General features: G+C 49.1%; 20 protein-coding genes. All 20 read left to right on the top strand.

Features of this window, described 5'->3' with window-relative positions; genetic code table 11:
• The first annotated feature begins 25 nt into the window (after positions 1–25).
• Genes AC0LWT_RS21020 through AC0LWT_RS20925 form a run of 20 tightly spaced genes read left to right on the top strand, consistent with a single transcriptional unit; the run spans position 26 to position 17473 of the window.
• Complete coding sequence (locus tag AC0LWT_RS21020; RefSeq protein ID WP_474683222.1) at positions 26–247, top strand: flagellar FlbD family protein; 222 nt, start codon at positions 26–28, stop codon at positions 245–247.
• A complete protein-coding gene (locus AC0LWT_RS21015) occupies positions 248–730 on the top strand; it encodes a flagellar basal body-associated FliL family protein (protein WP_474683221.1) in 483 nt (160 codons plus the stop codon).
• 35 nt (positions 731–765) lie between these two features.
• On the top strand, positions 766–1764 hold the full coding sequence (gene fliM / locus AC0LWT_RS21010; protein WP_474683220.1) for a flagellar motor switch protein FliM: 999 nt from the start codon (positions 766–768) through the stop codon (positions 1762–1764).
• Positions 1754–3055 (top strand): flagellar motor switch phosphatase FliY, encoded by a 1302-nt coding sequence (gene fliY / locus AC0LWT_RS21005; protein ID WP_474683219.1) that lies wholly within the window; start codon positions 1754–1756, stop codon positions 3053–3055. Before fliM ends, fliY begins: the two co-directional genes overlap by 11 nt.
• Before the next feature lie 28 nt (positions 3056–3083).
• On the top strand, positions 3084–3446 hold the full coding sequence (locus AC0LWT_RS21000; protein WP_474683218.1) for a response regulator: 363 nt from the start codon (positions 3084–3086) through the stop codon (positions 3444–3446).
• A gap of 46 nt (positions 3447–3492) precedes the next feature.
• The gene (locus tag AC0LWT_RS20995) at positions 3493–4125 is read left to right on the top strand and encodes a flagellar biosynthetic protein FliO (protein WP_474683217.1); all 633 of its coding nucleotides are present in this window, start codon (positions 3493–3495) and stop codon (positions 4123–4125) included.
• Positions 4122–4895, top strand: coding sequence for a flagellar type III secretion system pore protein FliP (fliP, locus tag AC0LWT_RS20990; RefSeq protein ID WP_474683216.1), 774 nt, complete (start codon positions 4122–4124; stop codon positions 4893–4895). The genes AC0LWT_RS20995 and fliP overlap by 4 nt, the downstream gene beginning before the upstream one ends.
• A gap of 23 nt (positions 4896–4918) precedes the next feature.
• Positions 4919–5188: a flagellar biosynthesis protein FliQ gene (fliQ, locus tag AC0LWT_RS20985; protein WP_474683215.1), complete on the top strand. Its 270-nt coding sequence runs from the start codon at positions 4919–4921 to the stop codon at positions 5186–5188.
• A 12-nt stretch (positions 5189–5200) separates the two neighbouring features.
• Positions 5201–5998: a flagellar biosynthetic protein FliR gene (gene fliR, locus AC0LWT_RS20980; RefSeq protein ID WP_474683214.1), complete on the top strand. Its 798-nt coding sequence runs from the start codon at positions 5201–5203 to the stop codon at positions 5996–5998.
• A gap of 15 nt (positions 5999–6013) precedes the next feature.
• Positions 6014–7108 carry a flagellar biosynthesis protein FlhB gene (gene flhB / locus AC0LWT_RS20975; RefSeq protein WP_474683213.1) on the top strand — a complete coding sequence of 365 codons (1095 nt, stop codon included), beginning with the start codon at positions 6014–6016 and terminating at the stop codon, positions 7106–7108.
• Between the two features lie 23 nt (positions 7109–7131).
• The gene (gene flhA / locus AC0LWT_RS20970) at positions 7132–9165 is read left to right on the top strand and encodes a flagellar biosynthesis protein FlhA (protein WP_474683212.1); all 2034 of its coding nucleotides are present in this window, start codon (positions 7132–7134) and stop codon (positions 9163–9165) included.
• Positions 9162–10487: a flagellar biosynthesis GTPase FlhF gene (flhF, locus tag AC0LWT_RS20965; protein WP_474683211.1), complete on the top strand. Its 1326-nt coding sequence runs from the start codon at positions 9162–9164 to the stop codon at positions 10485–10487. The genes flhA and flhF overlap by 4 nt, the downstream gene beginning before the upstream one ends.
• The gene (locus AC0LWT_RS20960; protein WP_474683210.1) at positions 10484–11353 is read left to right on the top strand and encodes a MinD/ParA family protein; all 870 of its coding nucleotides are present in this window, start codon (positions 10484–10486) and stop codon (positions 11351–11353) included. Before flhF ends, AC0LWT_RS20960 begins: the two co-directional genes overlap by 4 nt.
• 52 nt (positions 11354–11405) lie before the next feature.
• Positions 11406–12509, top strand: a complete 1104-nt coding sequence (locus tag AC0LWT_RS20955) for a protein-glutamate methylesterase/protein-glutamine glutaminase (protein ID WP_474683209.1) — start codon at positions 11406–11408, stop codon at positions 12507–12509.
• Between the two features lie 52 nt (positions 12510–12561).
• On the top strand, positions 12562–14625 hold the full coding sequence (locus tag AC0LWT_RS20950; protein WP_474683208.1) for a chemotaxis protein CheW: 2064 nt from the start codon (positions 12562–12564) through the stop codon (positions 14623–14625).
• A 58-nt stretch (positions 14626–14683) separates the two neighbouring features.
• Positions 14684–15145: a chemotaxis protein CheW gene (locus tag AC0LWT_RS20945; protein WP_474683207.1), complete on the top strand. Its 462-nt coding sequence runs from the start codon at positions 14684–14686 to the stop codon at positions 15143–15145.
• 36 nt (positions 15146–15181) lie between these two features.
• A complete protein-coding gene (locus AC0LWT_RS20940; protein WP_474683265.1) occupies positions 15182–15769 on the top strand; it encodes a chemotaxis protein CheC in 588 nt (195 codons plus the stop codon).
• On the top strand, positions 15766–16260 hold the full coding sequence (locus tag AC0LWT_RS20935; protein WP_474683206.1) for a chemotaxis protein CheD: 495 nt from the start codon (positions 15766–15768) through the stop codon (positions 16258–16260). Before AC0LWT_RS20940 ends, AC0LWT_RS20935 begins: the two co-directional genes overlap by 4 nt.
• Positions 16261–16263: 3 nt before the next feature.
• Positions 16264–16665 carry a hypothetical protein gene (locus AC0LWT_RS20930; protein ID WP_474683205.1) on the top strand — a complete coding sequence of 134 codons (402 nt, stop codon included), beginning with the start codon at positions 16264–16266 and terminating at the stop codon, positions 16663–16665.
• 19 nt (positions 16666–16684) lie between these two features.
• The gene (locus AC0LWT_RS20925) at positions 16685–17473 is read left to right on the top strand and encodes a FliA/WhiG family RNA polymerase sigma factor (RefSeq protein ID WP_474683204.1); all 789 of its coding nucleotides are present in this window, start codon (positions 16685–16687) and stop codon (positions 17471–17473) included.
• The last annotated feature ends 14 nt before the right edge of the window (positions 17474–17487 follow it).

Here is a 17487-nt window from a genome sequence, read left to right as displayed (position 1 = left end):
CCCATACTTGTGCAGGAGGAGAATAATGATTTCTCTCACTCGGTTAAACGGCAAGCTCGTAATCATCAATGCACTCTTGATAGAAATGGTTGAAGAAACCCCGGATACCATGATTACCTTGACAACAGGCAAGAAAATCACGGTTCTCGAAAAGGCCGAGGTTGTGGTAAGCTTAGTGCGAACCTACATGCAGGAAATTGGTTCGATTCGAGCGACAATATTGTCCAGGGATGCGGAGGGTTCGTAGGTGTTCAAGAATAAAATTTTTATACTTATCGTTTCCATACTTATCGCCATTACGCTGATTTTGACAGCTGCCTTTGTACTGTGGAATTACATGGAAAAAAATAACGAATCAAAAGATCCGTCCGGACAAGCTCAAGCGGCAGTTGCATCGGTCAAACCGACGAAACCGCCGACGGCTGAACAAGTTAAGGCCAATACCGCTTACGTGAAAGATATTTTGACGAACCTTTCAGGCGGCGGCTTCATTAAAATGACCTTGGCTTTTGAACTCGAAAACAGCAAGGGGAAAGCCGAATTCGATAATTTGCTTGATTCTGCGGTGAAAGGAACGATTGTTCAAACGCTCGCCGACATGACCACCGAACAGGTTCAAGGAAGCAAAGGAAACGATCTTCTGACTTCCAACTTGATGAATAAACTGAATCCGTCATTGCAAGAAGGTAAAATCAAGCAGATTTGGATCACCGATAAAGTGCTTCAATAGCTCGCATATGAACTTGGCTCTAAGGGGGTGACTCTATGGTTGATGTGTTGTCGCAAAATGAGATCGACGCCTTGCTTGCCGCTCTATCCTCCGGAGAAATGGATGCGGAAGAGCTCAAGAAAGAGGAGACGCAAAAGAAGGTTAGGGCTTATGACTTTAAGCGCGCAGTGCGCTTTTCCAAAGATCATATTCGAAGCTTAACCCGTATTCACGAGAACTTTGCGCGCTTTTTAACGACGTATTTTTCCGCTCAGCTTCGTACGTTCGTGCAAATTAACGTGGTGCAGGTTGAACAGCTGCCTTACGATGAATTTATTCGTTCGATCCCTAAAATGACCATTTTGAACATCTTTGAAGCAGAACCTTTAGAGGGTCGAATGGTGCTTGAAGTGCATCCCAATGTAGCTTTTGCCATGTTGGACCGTTTGCTGGGCGGAGCAGGTACATCCCCCACAAAAATCAATACGTTGACGGAGATCGAAACGATTGTCATGGAGCGAATTTTCAGCAGAGCTTTCGATAGCCTTCAAGAGGCTTGGAAAACGGTTATTGACATATCGCCAAGACTGGAAGCTCTGGAAACGAATCCGCAATTTATGCAAATCGTCTCGCCCAATGAAACGATCGCGTTAATTTCGCTAAGCACCAAAATCGGCGATACGACAGGGATGATTAACCTGTGTATTCCGCACGTCGTCATCGAACCGATCATGCCTCGACTATCCGTGCATCACTGGTTCGTCTCGCAAAAGAAATCGAGAGCTCCCGAAGAAGTCGAAGCACTTCAGTCACGTTTGGAGAAAGCCAAGCTGCCCTTGATTGCAGAGCTGGGAACATCGGAAATTTCGGTTCGGGATTTCCTGAACCTGGCGATCGGGGACGTCATCCCGCTGCAAAAAACTGTTGACGCTCCGCTCCAAGTGAAAGTGGGCGAGAAGCTCAAATATCTTGGAAGCCCTGGTACCGTTAGAGGAAAAATGGCCGTGCAAGTCACGGATATCGTGAATGAAGGAGAAGAAGATCATGACGAATAATAAAGATTATTTGTCTCAAGAAGAGATTGATGCTTTGTTAAGGCAGACTTCGGATGACAGTTCTGACGCTTCCATTCATACAGCTCCCAAAATTGAAGAATATTTGTCTTCACTTGAGAAGGACGCCCTTGGGGAGATCGGAAACATTACGTTTGGCAGTGCTGCGACTGCGCTTTCGACTTTGTTAGGTAAAAAAGTGGACATTACGACTCCGCTAGTGTCGGTCATCTCGAAAGAGCAATTGGAAGAACAGTTTCCAAAACCGCATGTTGCCGTTCACGTTAATTATGTGGACGGATTCGACGGCATTAACTTGCTTGTTATTAAAGTAAGGGATGCCCAAGTTATCGCCGACTTGATGATGGGCGGGGACGGCACCGGCGGAGATGAGAATCTGAGCGAGATTCATATTAGCGCCGTGCAGGAAGCGATGAATCAAATGATGGGTTCGTCGGCAACTTCGATGTCTACCATATTCAACCGGTTTGTCAATATCTCTCCTCCTGGAATCGACATATTAAATTTGTCGAAAGGAGAAGGAAAATTACCGGATGAGGACGTATTTATTAAAATATCGTTCCGACTGACGATTGGCGATTTGATCGATTCCAATATTATGCAGCTCCTTCCAGTGCCGTTTGCCAAAGAAATGGTATCCACTCTTATGGGCGGAGGCTCCGATTCGGCCATGGAAGCGGCACCTGCGGCACAAGCTTCTGCGCCGACGCACGTTCCTGCTGAGCCTAGCGCTCCAGCACGGCAAGAAGTTCAAACGCCGCCGGCGGCACCCGCTGCTCCGCAGCATAATCAGCCGATGTATCAACAACCGCCTGCGTATGAGCAGCCGATGTATCAGCAGCCGCCAATGGGGCATCCGACATACCCGCCTCAACAGCCGATGTATCCGCCTCAACAACCGATGTACGGACAACCTCCGGCAGCTGCATACGGCGGAATGCCGAATCGCAATGTAAACGTGCAGCCGGTTCAATTTGGCAACTTGCAATCCGGTTCCATGGCGCTTGCGGATGATACGAATCTTAATTTGCTGCTCGATATTCCGCTTAAAGTAACCGTTGAGTTGGGTAGAACCCATAAGGTGATCAAGGATATTCTGGAACTGTCTCAAGGTTCGATTATCGAATTGGACAAACTGGCCGGGGAGCCTGTAGATATTTTGGTGAACAATAAGCTAATTGCCAAAGGCGAAGTCGTCGTCATCGATGAAAACTTTGGGGTTCGCGTCACTGACATCGTGAATCAGTGGGAAAGAATCCAAAAGTTACAATAACTTAATTTCCTAGGGGGACTGTTTACTAATGGCTAACCGAATTCTTATCGTGGATGATGCTGCTTTTATGAGAATGATGATTCGGGATATTTTATCCAAAAACGGATATGAAGTATGCGGGGAAGCGAATGACGGAGCGCAAGCGATCGAGAAGTTCAAGGAATTGAAGCCGGACCTGATCACGATGGATATTACGATGCCTGAAATGGACGGTATTCAAGCATTAAAAGAGATTAAAAAAATGGAACCTAACGCGAAAGTCATCATGTGCTCCGCGATGGGCCAGCAAGCGATGGTTATTGACGCAATTCAAGCCGGCGCTAAAGATTTCATCGTGAAACCGTTCCAGGCGGACCGCGTTATTGAAGCGATCAAAAAGACTCTCGGATAACGTTCTCGTTCGGTAGAGTCTTACGTAAACCGAAAGGGATGTGACCATGAGGAGACTCCTAGCCAAACTGCCGTTAGCCGCGATATTCGGACTTGTCCTCATGCTGTACGCCCAAACTGTATGTTTTGCCGAAATCGAGCCGGGCCAAAGCTTGCCTGAGCCTGATTTTACGGCGGGAAGCAGTACGTTGGATTCGTTTAAAATGATCGGCAAGGTCATATTTTTTCTCATATTCATTATTTTGCTGTTCTTGGTTCTTATTAAATACTTAGCCAAAAAAAACAAGGGCTCTTTCTTCGGAAATTCGATTCGTTCTCTGGGCGGTGTGCCGCTTGGACAAAACAAATCGATTCAAATCGTCGAAATCGGTCATTCGCTCTTTGTAGTTGGCGTCGGTGACAATATCCAGCTGCTGGATAAAATCAATGACGCCGATGAAGTGGCTTACATAACGGAACTGCTTACTTCGTCGCAAGCTCAGCAGCAAGGATTCATTCCTGTAGGCAAATGGTTAAGCAAGACTCCGTTCGGCAAGAAAGCGGTCGAAGAGGAAGAGGAGATTACCGCTTCCTTCCATCAGGTATTTCAGGATAAGCTGCAGCGTGTAACAACCCGCAACAAAAGCGTGGAAGAATGGATGTCGGATCAAAAACAAAAAGATCGGTTGAATGGCGAATGAAAAGAAACAAATTAGCACTCATTGTACTTATTGCTGTAGTGTCCGTTTTTGCATGCTCGTTGACAGCCGCTGCTGCGGACCCTGATCCCAACAATCCGATCCCCGGAATTAACTTGAACATCGGAACGAGCAGTGCCGGCGGATCGTCCAGTACAGTTACACTTTTGCTATTGCTGACCGTTTTGAGTCTGGCTCCGTCCATTCTCATCTTGATGACGAGCTTTACTCGGATTGTCATCGTACTCGGTTTTGTCCGTACGTCGCTAGGCACACAATCGATGCCGCCGAACCAGGTGCTCATCGGGCTAGCCTTATTTCTAACTTTCTTTATCATGTCGCCTACGCTCAGCGAGGTGAACAAAACGGCACTGCAGCCTTATTTGAACGGCCAGATCAATCAGACGGAGGCCTTTCAAAAAGCTGCGGGCCCGATGAAGAAGTTTATGTTTGACCATACGCGTCAAAAGGATCTCAAGCTGTTTCTTGATTACACCAAGGCGCCGAAGCCTACGGGCGTAGACGACATTCCCATTACGGCTTTGGTTCCTGCGTATGCAATCAGCGAATTGAAGTCTGCTTTTCAAATGGGCTTTATGATCTTTATTCCGTTTTTGGTCATCGACATGGTCGTATCAAGCACCCTGATGGCAATGGGGATGATGATGCTGCCTCCGGTCATGATATCGCTGCCGTTTAAGATTTTGCTGTTCATCTTAGTAGATGGCTGGTATCTTGTTGTGAAATCGTTACTACTCAGCTACAGCACATGATCAAGATGACGGAGGTCTTTTAAATGGGTTCGGAATTCATAATACGCATAGCGGGCGAAGCCGTGTATACGGTTCTCAAAGCGAGCGCCCCCATGCTGATAATCGGTCTGGTGGTAGGTTTGATTGTCAGCATTTTTCAGGCGACAACACAGATTCAAGAGCAGACCCTTGCTTTTGTGCCAAAGATCGTAGCCGTGCTGCTGTCGATACTCATCTTCGGTCCGTGGATTATGAATACTTTGGTCGACTTCACCTATAATTTGCTGAACAACCTTTACAAATTTGTTGGATAGGTTGTGAGGGAAATGGGACTCTTTATTCAGCTTTTGCCTAGCTTTATGCTTATTTTTTGTCGAATTACATCATTCTTTGTCGTGGTGCCGGTCCTATCTTCGCGCAATGTGCCTACGGTATTCAAAATCGGGTTATCCATCTTTATCTCATTGATTGTTTTCTCTGGCATGGGGATGGATCATTCGATAGCGATCGACGGGCAGTACATACTGTTAATTATTAGGGAAATGCTGGTCGGCATTCTTCTGGGGTTTCTTGCTCACATATTTTTTACGGTCGTCCAAACGGCCGGTTCTTTCATGGATATGCAAATCGGTTTCAGCATGGCGAATGTTATCGATCCTTTGTCCGGGATGTCTTCCCCGATGCTGGGGAATTTGAAGTACATGGTTGCCATTCTGCTGTTCCTGTCTTTCGACGGGCATCATTATTTCTTGAAAGCGATCATGGAAAGCTACCGCTGGGTTCCGCTGGATAACCAATTGTTTGACAGAATTTATGGCGGACAAATTTCGGATTTTTTGTTCCAATCTTTCGGCAAAATGTTTTACCTGGCTTTTCAACTTGCGGCGCCGATTATCGCTGCGCTTTTTTTAACCGATTTAGGGCTCGGTCTTTTAACCCGGGTTGCGCCTCAGTTCAACATTTTCGTCATTGGAGCACCGCTTAAAATGATGTTGGGTTTTATACTGCTAGTTCTGTTGTTTCCGGAGCTGATCTCGCAGTTTCAGGGATTGTTTTCTGCCATGTTCGAGTCTATGGAGAAAATGCTTCAGCTCATTGCGGGCTCACAGAAGCAAGCGCCGTAAGCCAGGAGGAAAGTTGTGTCTCACAAACTTCGTTTGCAGTTGGATTTGCAATGGTTTGCTGGAGAAAAGACGGAACCCGCGACACCGAAGAAAAGACAGGAAGTGCGAAAGAAGGGGCAAGTCGCCAAGTCGATGGAACTGCCCGCGGCCCTCATCTTGCTGTTTTCTTTTGTTTCTTTTCTCATGTTCGGCGGGTTTATGAAAGAGCGGATTGTCGGCATTTGCCGCAACATATTTGAGCATCAGCTGACGATGGACGTCACGAAAGGCAATGTGCAAGTGATATTTGCCGAACTTGTCACGCAAGGTCTGATCATTTTGGCCCCGCTTTTCTTATTGGCGTTAGTGATCGCAGTTATGGGGAATTATTTGCAGATCGGATTTATGTTTATCGGCGAGCCGCTGATGATGAAGTTTAATAAAATCAATCCGTTCTCCGGATTTAAACGGATTTTTTCGCTTCGCAGCATCGTCGAATTTTTGAAATCCAGCTTGAAGATGAGCATCATCGGGTATGTCGTGTATTCCACATTGATGGCTGAGAAAGTGAAGCTGCTCGGGCTCGGGCATGCACCGATCGAAACCGCGTTTTCGTTCATCGCTTCGATTACGATTAAGCTGGGAATCAAGATCGGCGCCATTCTTGTCGTGCTGGCCATACTCGACTACATATATCAAAAATATGAATTTGAAAAAAGCATCAGGATGTCGAAGCAGGACATCAAGGATGAGTACAAGAAAAGCGAGGGCGATCCTTTCATTAAAGGAAAAATCCGCGCCAAGCAGCGCCAGATGGCGATGCAGCGGATGATGCAGGAGGTGCCTAAAGCCGATGTTATTATTACGAACCCTACGCACTTTGCCGTAGCGCTGAAATATGATTCGAGCAATATGCAGGCGCCGACCGTCATTGCCAAAGGTACCGATCATATCGCTCTAAAAATTAGGGAAGTCGCGAAGCAAAACGGAATTTTAACGATGGAAAACAAGCCGCTGGCACGCGCGCTTCACGCGCAGGTAGAGATCGGCGAGGCGATTCCCGCCGAATTGTTCCAAGCCGTTGCCGAAGTGCTGGCTTACGTATACAGAATGAAAGGCAAGACTAGATAAACAAGGAATGGAGGTACATACTGTTGAGAATCAAAGATTTAATCGTCCTGGTAGGAATCATCGGAATCATTCTAATGATGGTTGTACCGATTCCTATTCCTTTGTTGGATTTTTTGCTGATTATTAATATTTCAGTCGCATTAATGATCATTTTGGTGGCCATGAACACACAGGAGGCCCTTCAGTTTTCGATATTTCCTTCCTTGCTGTTGATTACGACCTTGTTCCGGTTGGCGCTGAACGTTTCTACTACGCGGAACATTTTGGCGCACGCCGAAGCAGGTAACGTGGTCCGAACTTTTGGTTCTTTCGTAGCCGAGGGCAACATTGTCGTTGGATTCGTCGTATTCCTCATTCTTGTCCTGGTTCAATTTATCGTTATTACCAAAGGTTCTGAGCGTGTTGCCGAAGTTGCGGCGAGGTTTACGCTCGATGCGATGCCGGGGAAACAGATGAGTATCGATGCCGACTTGAACGCAGGATTGATTAACGAAACGCAGGCGCGCGAGCGCAGGCAAAAGATTGAACGCGAAGCCGATTTCTACGGAGCGATGGACGGTGCCAGCAAATTCGTAAAAGGGGATGCTATCGCAGGCATCATCATTCTCATCATCAACCTGATCGGCGGTTTTATTATCGGAATGACGATGAAAGGGATGTCTTTTCAGGAAGCGCTGCAAACATTTTCGATTTTGACGATCGGCGACGGTCTGGTCAGCCAAATTCCAGCGCTGCTCATTTCTACCGCTGCCGGTATTATTGTGACGCGGGCTTCTTCCGAAGGCAACCTGGGCCACGACATCACTTCCCAAATCACTTCACAGCCCAAGCTTCTATATATCGTTGCTGGGACGCTGGTACTGCTCGGCATTTTCACGCCGATTCATTGGTACACGACGTTCCCGATTGCCGGCGTATTGGTTTATTCAGCGATGAAGATGCAGAAGAACCTCGATCAAAAAGCGATCAAGGAAGAGCAGATGGTCGAAGAACAGCAGATCGAGGAAGTGCGCAGCCCGGAAAGCGTTATCGGCTTGCTGCAGGTCGATCCGATCGAGTTCGAGTTCGGCTACGGTCTAATTCCGCTGGCGGACACGGGGCAGGGCGGCGATTTGCTTGACCGGATCATCCTGATCAGGCGCCAATGCGCGCTGGAGCTCGGGATTGTCGTACCGGTCATTCGGATACGCGACAACATTCAGCTCCGACCTAACGAGTATATCATCAAAATTAAAGGGAATACGGTTGCGCGGGGCGAACTGCTCCTTAACCATTATTTGGCCATGAGTCCGGGAATTGACGACGATTCCATCTCGGGCATTGAAACGACAGAACCGGCGTTCGGCCTGCCGGCTTTATGGATCGACGAAGCCGCCAAAGAACGGGCCGAATTGTCGGGTTACACCGTAGTGGATCCGCCTTCCGTCGTGGCGACGCATCTCACGGAAATTATTAAGAAACATTCGTATGAGCTGCTGGGCCGTCAAGAAACGAAAGCGCTCATCGAAAATGTCAGAGAATCTTATCCTGCGCTTGTCGACGATTTGATTCCTGCCGTTCTGTCGATCGGGGACGTGCAAAAAGTGCTGGCCAAGCTGCTGAGAGAAAAAATTTCCGTCCGCGATCTGGTCACGATTTTAGAAACGCTCGCCGATTACGGTTCGTATTCGAAAGACCCGGAAATATTGACGGAATATGTAAGGCAGGCGCTGTCCAGGCAGATCACCCAGCAATATACAACTTCCGGAGATTCGCTCAAAGTGATTACGGTAGGCCCTTCCGTTGAGAAAAAGATCGCCGATTCGGTTCAGCAGTCCGAGCACGGCAGTTATTTGGCGCTTGATCCGTCTTCGTCGCAAATTATTTTTCACAGAGTCAGCGAACAAGTGTCCAAGCTGATTCAATCCGGCCAACAGCCGGTCATCCTGACTTCGCCTACGATCAGAATGTATTTGCGGCAGATGCTGGAACGCACGCTGCAGGATATTCCTGTCCTGTCTTATAGCGAGCTTGAACCGAGCGTTGAAATTCAGAGCATGGGAGTTGTCAATTTATGAGAGTAAAAAGATATGTCGTAGATTCCATGCCTGATGCGCTGCAAAAGATTCGTTCCGATTTGGGCAAGGATGCCGTCATATTGAATACGAAAGAAATTCGAACCGGCGGTTTTCTCGGCATGTTCGGCAAGAAAAGAATCGAGGTCATCGCTGCGATCGATGTGAATGCCGGCGGCACAGGTTCAGCCGTGCCTCAGCCTAAAATTCAACCTGCCAGACCGCCGCAGCCTTTGGCCGTTCCATCGATGCCGGCGGCGGCGTCTGCTCCGTCGAAAGAGCCGGTCTATCGTTCCGACTTCCCGGAAGTACCTGACGTTCTGGCTGCAGCCGTTCCGGCACGGAGAGAAGCTGCAGCCGTCCCTGCCAAGGCTGCTCCGGTTTTTTCTGCTGTGCAGCAAACTTATGCGCCGCACAGCGCGCCGGCGGCCGCAAGCGTCAAGGAGAAGGAAGAGCTGCTGCTCGATGAAATCAAGCAGATGAAGGAAATGATGCGCAAGCTCACGGTTTCCTCGGCTGCGGCGGAGGTGCTGCCCGAGCCGCTGCAAGCACTCGAGCAAAGGCTGCTCGACCAGGAAGTGGATCCTTTGCTGGCGAAGCAATTGACCGAACAAGTCATGCTCGATGCGCAGCAAAGCGGCGAGACGGTGACGGAGGAATCCGCCTTCCGGCTGATGCGTTCGCAGCTTGACGGTATCCTTCGATCCGGCGAGTGCAAGCGGATTTCTTCGGATACCCGGGTCGTTCATTTCGTAGGGCCGACGGGCGTGGGGAAGACGACGACGATAGCCAAGCTTGCCGCCGAACAGGTGTTGAAATACCAAAGGAAAGTCGGCTTCATTACTTCAGATACGTATCGGATCGCGGCGATCGAGCAGTTAAAGACGTATGCAACGATTCTCAACGTTCCAATAGAAGTCGTATTTTCCCCGCAGGATTTGGCAAAAGCATTTCAAAACCTGGAAGGCTGCGACGTTATTTTTATGGATACGGCAGGCCGGAATTTCAGAAATGAAATGTATGTATCGGAATTGAACGCCTTACTCAAAACACAGGGAAACAGCGAAACGATCCTTGTTCTCAGCATGACGACGAAGTATCGGGATATGAAAGCAATTACTACTAATTTTAATAAATTCAAGCTGGACAAAGTTCTGTTTACTAAGCTGGACGAGACCGACTCCTTTGGCGCGATCCTCAACCTCGTCCATGAATTTTCGCTGCAGCTCTCCTACGTGACTAACGGTCAAAGCGTTCCTGACGATATATCGGAAATAAGTGAAGAGCAAATCATCGATCTGTTACTGGAGGAACCGGGAGCATGACTGACCAAGCAGAAGAGCTGCGGAACCTGGTACAAATACAAAATGAAAAAGGCACCAGAGCAACCAGGATTATCACTGTGACAAGCGGTAAGGGCGGCGTCGGAAAATCGAATTTTACGCTTAACTTCGCTCTAACGCTGCAGTCTCTGGGTTACAAGGTTCTAGTTTTTGACGCGGATATCGGACTTGCCAACATCGATGTGCTGATGGGCGTTTCTTCCAAATTCAGCTTGTATCATCTGTTGAAGAAGGAAAAAAGCATTTGGGACATTATTCAAAAAGGCGCCGGCGGCCTTGAGTTTATTGCCGGAGGATCGGGTTTTAACGATTTGCTTCGTTTGACGGAAGAGGAACTGGATTACTTCGCGGAGCAGGTAGCTCAGTTGAACGGATATGTCGACTTTATCATATTCGATACCGGCGCAGGCTTGTCGAAGGAGACACTGAGATTCATTCTTGCCGCCGAGGAAACGATCGTTGTTACAACTCCCGAGCCGACTTCGATTACCGATGCATACGCGATTATTAAAATGGTGAATGCGATGGGCCACAAGGTTTCGTTCAAACTGGTGATCAACCGCGTAACGGATTTCAAAGAAGGCAAGCAAACTGCCGATAAAATAAGTATGGTCGCCAAACAATTTTTACAGCTCGATATTCCTACGCTGGGATTCGTAGATGACGACAGTTCGGTATCCAAAGCCGTGAAAAAGCAAATTCCTTTTACGGTCGCTTTTCCAAACTCTGCAGCTTCCAAAAGCGTCCACGCTTTGGCCGAGCGGTTTATCAGCGGCTCCCAGGCCGGCGAATTTGGGGCAACAGGTGTGAGAGGCTTTTTGAACAAAATGATAAGGCTTATGAAATAGGGATTCTTAGAGAGGCAAATTTCAAAGAAGCCCATAAAGGGAGGGAAGCAGCATGGCGTCTTATAACATACTTGTAGTAGACGACTCCGTCTTTATGCGCAGAATAATAAGCGATCTTATTTCTGAAAACCCGCAGTATCGCATTATCGGCACCGCCAAAAACGGCAAAGAAGCCATCGAGCAGGTGAAGCTGCTGCGTCCCGACGCTGTAACGATGGATGTGGAAATGCCCGAGATGAACGGTCTTGACGCACTTCAGCGGATTATGGCGGAACAGCCGACACCGGTTATCATGCTAAGCTCGTTAACGCAGGAAGGCGCCGCCGAAACGATCCGTGCGCTCGAATTGGGCGCCGTCGATTTTATCCGAAAGCCGTCGGGCTCGATTTCTCTCGACTTGTACAAAGTGAAGCAGCTGCTGCACGAGAAGCTGCAAATCGCGGTCCGCTCAAAGCTGCGGGCGATACAACCGCTTGCGACCAGGGTGATGCATCCTCCCGCGATGAAAAGCGGCTTGACGATGATGAAGCCCCCTGACCAGAAAGGCGGCGCAGCTCCCGCAGCGGGGGTAAGCCAGTTCGAGCATCTGGTTGCGATCGGAACTTCAACGGGAGGACCGCGGGCTTTGCATCAGGTGCTTTCGCAAATTCCTGCCGGCTTTCCGGCGCCGATTCTAATCGTTCAGCACATGCCTCCCAACTTTACGAAATCGCTCGCGCAGCGGCTGAACGACATTTCGCAGATCAAGGTCGTAGAGGCCCAGGAAGGCGAAGTGCTCCAGACCGCTACTGCTTATGTAGCTCCGGGAGGCTGGCACATGACAGCATACCGGGATACGTCCAAAACTTACAAAATCCGCTTGACGAAGGAAGATCCCCGTTCCGGCCACCGGCCTTCGGTGGATGTCATGTTTGAATCCCTGCTCGCTTTCAACGAGTTGAGGAGGCACATCGTCCTGATGACCGGCATGGGAAGCGACGGAGCAAAGGCGATGCTCGCTCTGCGGCAGCATGGAGCGGTTACCACGATCGCAGAGTGTGAAGAAACTTGTGTAGTCTACGGCATGCCGAGATCGGCTGTCGAATTGAAGGCCGCGATGCACGTGCTGCCTCAACAGGATATTGCATTGAAGCTGTCCCAAGCCGTGCTGACTTGAGAAGGCTGTGACAAGCAGGTTACTTATTGATCCTACCCGGAGGTGTGTGTGTTTGGAACTTAGTCAATATTTATCCATGTTTATCGATGAATCGAGAGAACACTTGCAAGCGATGAACGAGAACTTGCTCAGTCTGGAAAGCAACCCGCAGGACATCAGCATCGTGCACAATATTTTCCGCTCCGCCCATACGTTGAAAGGCATGTCCGCTACGATGGGATTTGAGGATATCGCTTCTCTGACTCACGAAATGGAAAACGTCCTTGATTTGGTGCGCAACAGCAAGCTGGCGATGAATTCGTTCATTTTTGACTGTATTTTCAAAAGTCTGGATTCCCTGGAGTCCATGGTGGAAGACATCATTCAGGGCGGGACAGGCAAAGCGGACGTGACCCAAATCGTAGCTTCGCTCCGTTCCATAGTCACGGGCGATTACGAAAAGCCGCAAGCTGCGGCGGCTGCGCCGAAGAAAGAGGGAGCCAAAGGGATTGAGGTCGATGAGTATCAATACTCCATTTTGCAGCAGTCGATCGATGCCGGATTCCTCGTCTTTTATATCGAGGTCAGCGTGCGCGAGGATTGCGTTCTAAAAGCGGCCCGCGCTTATATGGTATTCGATACTTTGGAAAGAAACGGCGAAATTGTCAAAGCGACGCCTTCGGTTCAAGATATCGAACAAGAGAAATTCGACCGTTCTTTTTCGGTTTACTACATTTCGAAAATCGATCAGGCTTCGCTGGAACAAGAGATTTTGAAAGTTTCCGAGATCGAATCGGCCGTCATCATTACCGTCGATTCGGAGTCGCTGGCCGAGATGTCGCGTCCGATCAGCGAGGTGGAAGCCGCCACACAGGAGATTGCGGCTGCGGTAGCGGCGGCAGTTCCGGCGGCTTCCGAGACGCCGGCGGCCAAGCCGGGTCCTGCGGCGCCAGCAAAGCCGGCTGCGGCTGGAGGAGCTCCCGTCGCCAATCGGACGATCCGCGTGGACATCGAGCGGTTGGACGCGCTGATGAACTTGTTCAGCGAACTGCTGATCGACCGGGTTCGATTGGAGCAGTTGGCGAGCGAAGTGAAGCGCAACGATTTGACGGAAACCGTCGAGCATATGTCGAGGGTAAGCAGCGATTTGCAAAATATCGTCCTGAAACTGCGCATGGTTCCGGTAGATTCGGTATTCAACCGGTTCCCGCGCATGATCCGGGATTTGGCAAAATCGTTAAACAAAAAGGTCGATCTGGTCATTACCGGAGCCGAGACGGAGCTTGACCGCACGGTCATTGACGAGATCGGCGATCCGCTCGTGCATCTGCTCCGCAACTCGATCGATCACGGCATAGAGCCGATTAACGACCGCTTGGCCAGTCGCAAAAGCGAACAGGGCACGGTTCAATTGCGCGCGTTCCACAGCGGAAACCACGTATTTATTGAAATCGAAGACGACGGAAGAGGCATCAACCGCGAGAAGGTATTGAAAACGGCGCTGAAAAACGGCCTGATTACACAAGACCAGGCGGCGAAGCTGAGTGACAAAGAAGTTTACAACCTGCTGTTCGAGTCAGGTTTCAGCACGGCCGATAAAATTTCCGACATTTCCGGACGCGGGGTAGGTCTTGATGTCGTAAAAACGAAGATCCAGATGCTTGGCGGCCACGTACAGGTTGATTCGCGTCCGGGTCTGGGCAGCAAATTTTCCGTACAGCTTCCGCTGACGCTGTCGATCATTTCGGCGATGCTGGTCCGTCTGGGCAGCGAGAAGTACGCGATTCCGCTCTCATCTATCGTTGAAACGGCGGCGATTCAAAGAAGCCAGATTCGCAACATCCACGGGAACAAAATGATCGACTACCGCAATTCCGTCATTCCGTTAGTTTCGCTCAGCACGTTGTTCGAAGTTCCCGATTTCCTGGAGGAACAGGAAGAGGAAACCGAAATTGTCGTAGTCCGCAAGGGAGACAAGCAGGTTGCCTTAATGGTGGACGAATTTATCGGTCAGCAGGAAATCGTGTTGAAGACGATGGGCAAATATTTGACAGGGCTGTTCGCGATTTCGGGCGCAACGATTTTGGGAGACGGGCAGGTAGCCCTGATCATCGATCCGAATGCATTGATCAAATAGTGATCAATTAGATCAATTAGCCGGAATAGAGCCGGTAAACTCTAAGGAGGGTTTCACAATGGGAGAAGAAAAGAAAGTTATCGTATTTGCTCTTGGCACGGAAGAGTATGGCGTTGAAGTAGAGAAGGTACGTACGATTGAAAGAATGCAGCCCATGACCCGCGTTCCCAAAGCGCCGGAGTTTATTAAAGGCGTCATCAATTTGCGCGGCGTCGTTATTCCGATTATCGATCTTAGATCCAGGTTCGGACTTGAAACGCAGGATTATTCGGATGCGACGCGGATTATTATCGTATCCCAGGGCGAGTTTGAAGTCGGGCTGATTGTCGATTCCGCGAACGATGTTATCGATATCGATACGGACAACATCGATAACCCGCCTGAAATCGTCGGCGGCATCAAAGCCAAATATTTGGACGGCATCGCGCGCGTCGGTGAGCAAAGGCTGCTCGTTTTGCTTAATTTGGAGCAGGTGCTGGATCGCCACGAAATCCAACAATTGGAAAGAGTTGAGGAATAACAAGTGGATGTGTTTAAGGATTTAGCCGATTTTCAAATGGACGTGCTTAAAGAAGTGGGGAACATTGGCGCGGGGCATGCCGCTACCGCGCTTTCCACTCTTCTGGACAAGCCGATCGATATGTTGGTGCCAAAGGTGAGAATGCTGCCCTTTGAGGAAATTTGCGAAAGCGTCGGTGGAGCGGAGACTGTCGTTTTGGCCATCTTTTTGCGTGTCGAAGGCGATGCGCCGGGAAATATGTTCTTCATCCTCCATTTGGAATCAGCTAAAAATATTTTGAGAGACCTGGTGGGACTCGAAATTCAAAATGAGGACGAATATTCCGAATTGGAACTTTCCGCTTTGAACGAAATAGGAAACATTTTGGCCGGCTCTTACTTGTCTTCGCTGGCGGATTTCACGCATCTGAACATGCAGCCGACCGTACCTTCGCTCGCTATCGATATGGCTGGAGCTATACTGAGTTACGGCTTGTTGCAGTTTGGCGAAATGGGGGATCAGGCTTTATTAATCGATACTAAATTTTTGGAAGGGGAAAATGAAGTACAGGGACATTTTTTCCTAATCCCTGATCCGGAATCGTTTGGGAAAATATTCGTAGCTTTAGGGGTAGACTCTCCATGACTCAAGACAATTTGATCAAAGTAGGAATGGCTGACCTGAACGTCGCGCACTTGACGGGCGTATTGAAGACGACAGGGCTTGGGTCTTGCGTGGGCGTTACCCTGTTCGACAACCGCGTCAAGGTCGCAGGTATGGCTCACGTCATGCTTCCATCATCGGAAATCGCCCGCGAAGGCTCCGTCAACATCGCTAAATATGCGGACACCGCCATTCCGGAACTCATTGCCAGAATGGAGAAGCTCGGCGCAAGCATTAGCCGGCTTGAAGCCAAGCTGGCCGGGGGCGCTCAAATGTTCGCGTTTGCGGGCAATAACGACACGATGAGAATTGGGCCGAGAAATGTAGAATCTTGCAAAGAAATGTTGAAGAAGTTCGCAATTCCTATTAAAGCTGAGGACACGGGTGCAAATTTCGGACGCACGATTGAGTTCAATTGCGAGTCCGGCATTTTGCTGATCCGCAGTGTCCAACAAGGAGTAAAGGAAATTTAAGCCATGGTAGGAACAATTCGAATCAATCTGATCGTCGCTGCCGCAGCGGCCGTTGTAACTTTTGCATTGTCTATTGCTAATAATTTGCTGCTGACAACTTGTTTAAAAAGCTTGTACAGTTTTGTAATCCTGTTTGTCCTGACTTTCGGATTCAGATGGGTGCTTGGCCTGTTGGTCCAGTTTGAACAATCCAAAACCGTTTTCCCGCATGAAGATGCAGCGTCGTCGGAATCGCACATTGGCAACAATCTCGATTTGTCAACTCCAGAAGACGAGGCGGCCGGCAGGCCGGCGGATCCGAACGAGCTGCAGTTCGCACCGCTGAATCCGCCCAAACTCGCTACCAAAACTAATTTGGACCCTGAACAACTGGCTGGTGCATTAAGGCGAATGTCAGAAGATTAAGGATGGTGAAACGTAATCCATGATCGTACAAAAGCAACCTCAGCTGGCTAATATCGAGCTCTGGCAGCAGTGGAAAGAGCAAGGATGGGTACCTGCGAAGCAAGCGCTCATCGAGAACTACCTACCTTTGGTTGATTATGTTTCAGGACGTCTTGCCATAGGGCTTCCGAAAAATGTTTACAAAGAAGATCTGTCGAGTTACGGAGTCATGGGTCTTATCGATGCCGTGGAGAAGTTCGATTACTCGCGAGGTCTGCAATTCGAGACCTATGCGTCGTGGCGCATCCGGGGGGCTATTATCGACGGGCTCAGACAAGGGGATTGGGTGCCCCGTTCCGTAAGGGAAAAAGCCAAAAAAGTGGAGGACGCTTACCAAAAGCTGGAACAGCAATATCTTCGCTCTGTAACGGATTCGGAGATCAGCAGCTACCTCCAGGTTTCTGTGGGGGAGTTTCAGCAGATGCTTCAAGATATTTCGATTACGTCGATATGTTCGATCGATGACCCGATCCGCGAGGAAGACGCCGAAACCCGTCTATCGCTGCTGATCGATGAGAAGGCGAAAAATCCCGAATCAAAAGTAAACGAATTTTTTCTCAAAGAATCTTTGGCGCGAGCGATTGAACGTTTGACGGAAAAAGAAAGAACTGTAGTTTCTTTATTTTATTATGAAGAGTTGTCCCTTAGCGAAATCGCGGAAGTGATGAGCCTGTCTCCATCAAGGATTTCCCAGCTGCACTCCAAGGCGATTCTTCGTCTGAAAGGCGCGCTTGGCCGCTTTAAGTCGCAGCTTTTTCAAGATACATAATTTAATGAGAGAGA

The organism is Paenibacillus sp. sgz302164 (genome assembly GCF_056120505.1).
The sequence above is the reverse complement of the archived record's forward strand: the minus strand, read 5'-3'. Positions and strand labels throughout refer to the sequence as shown.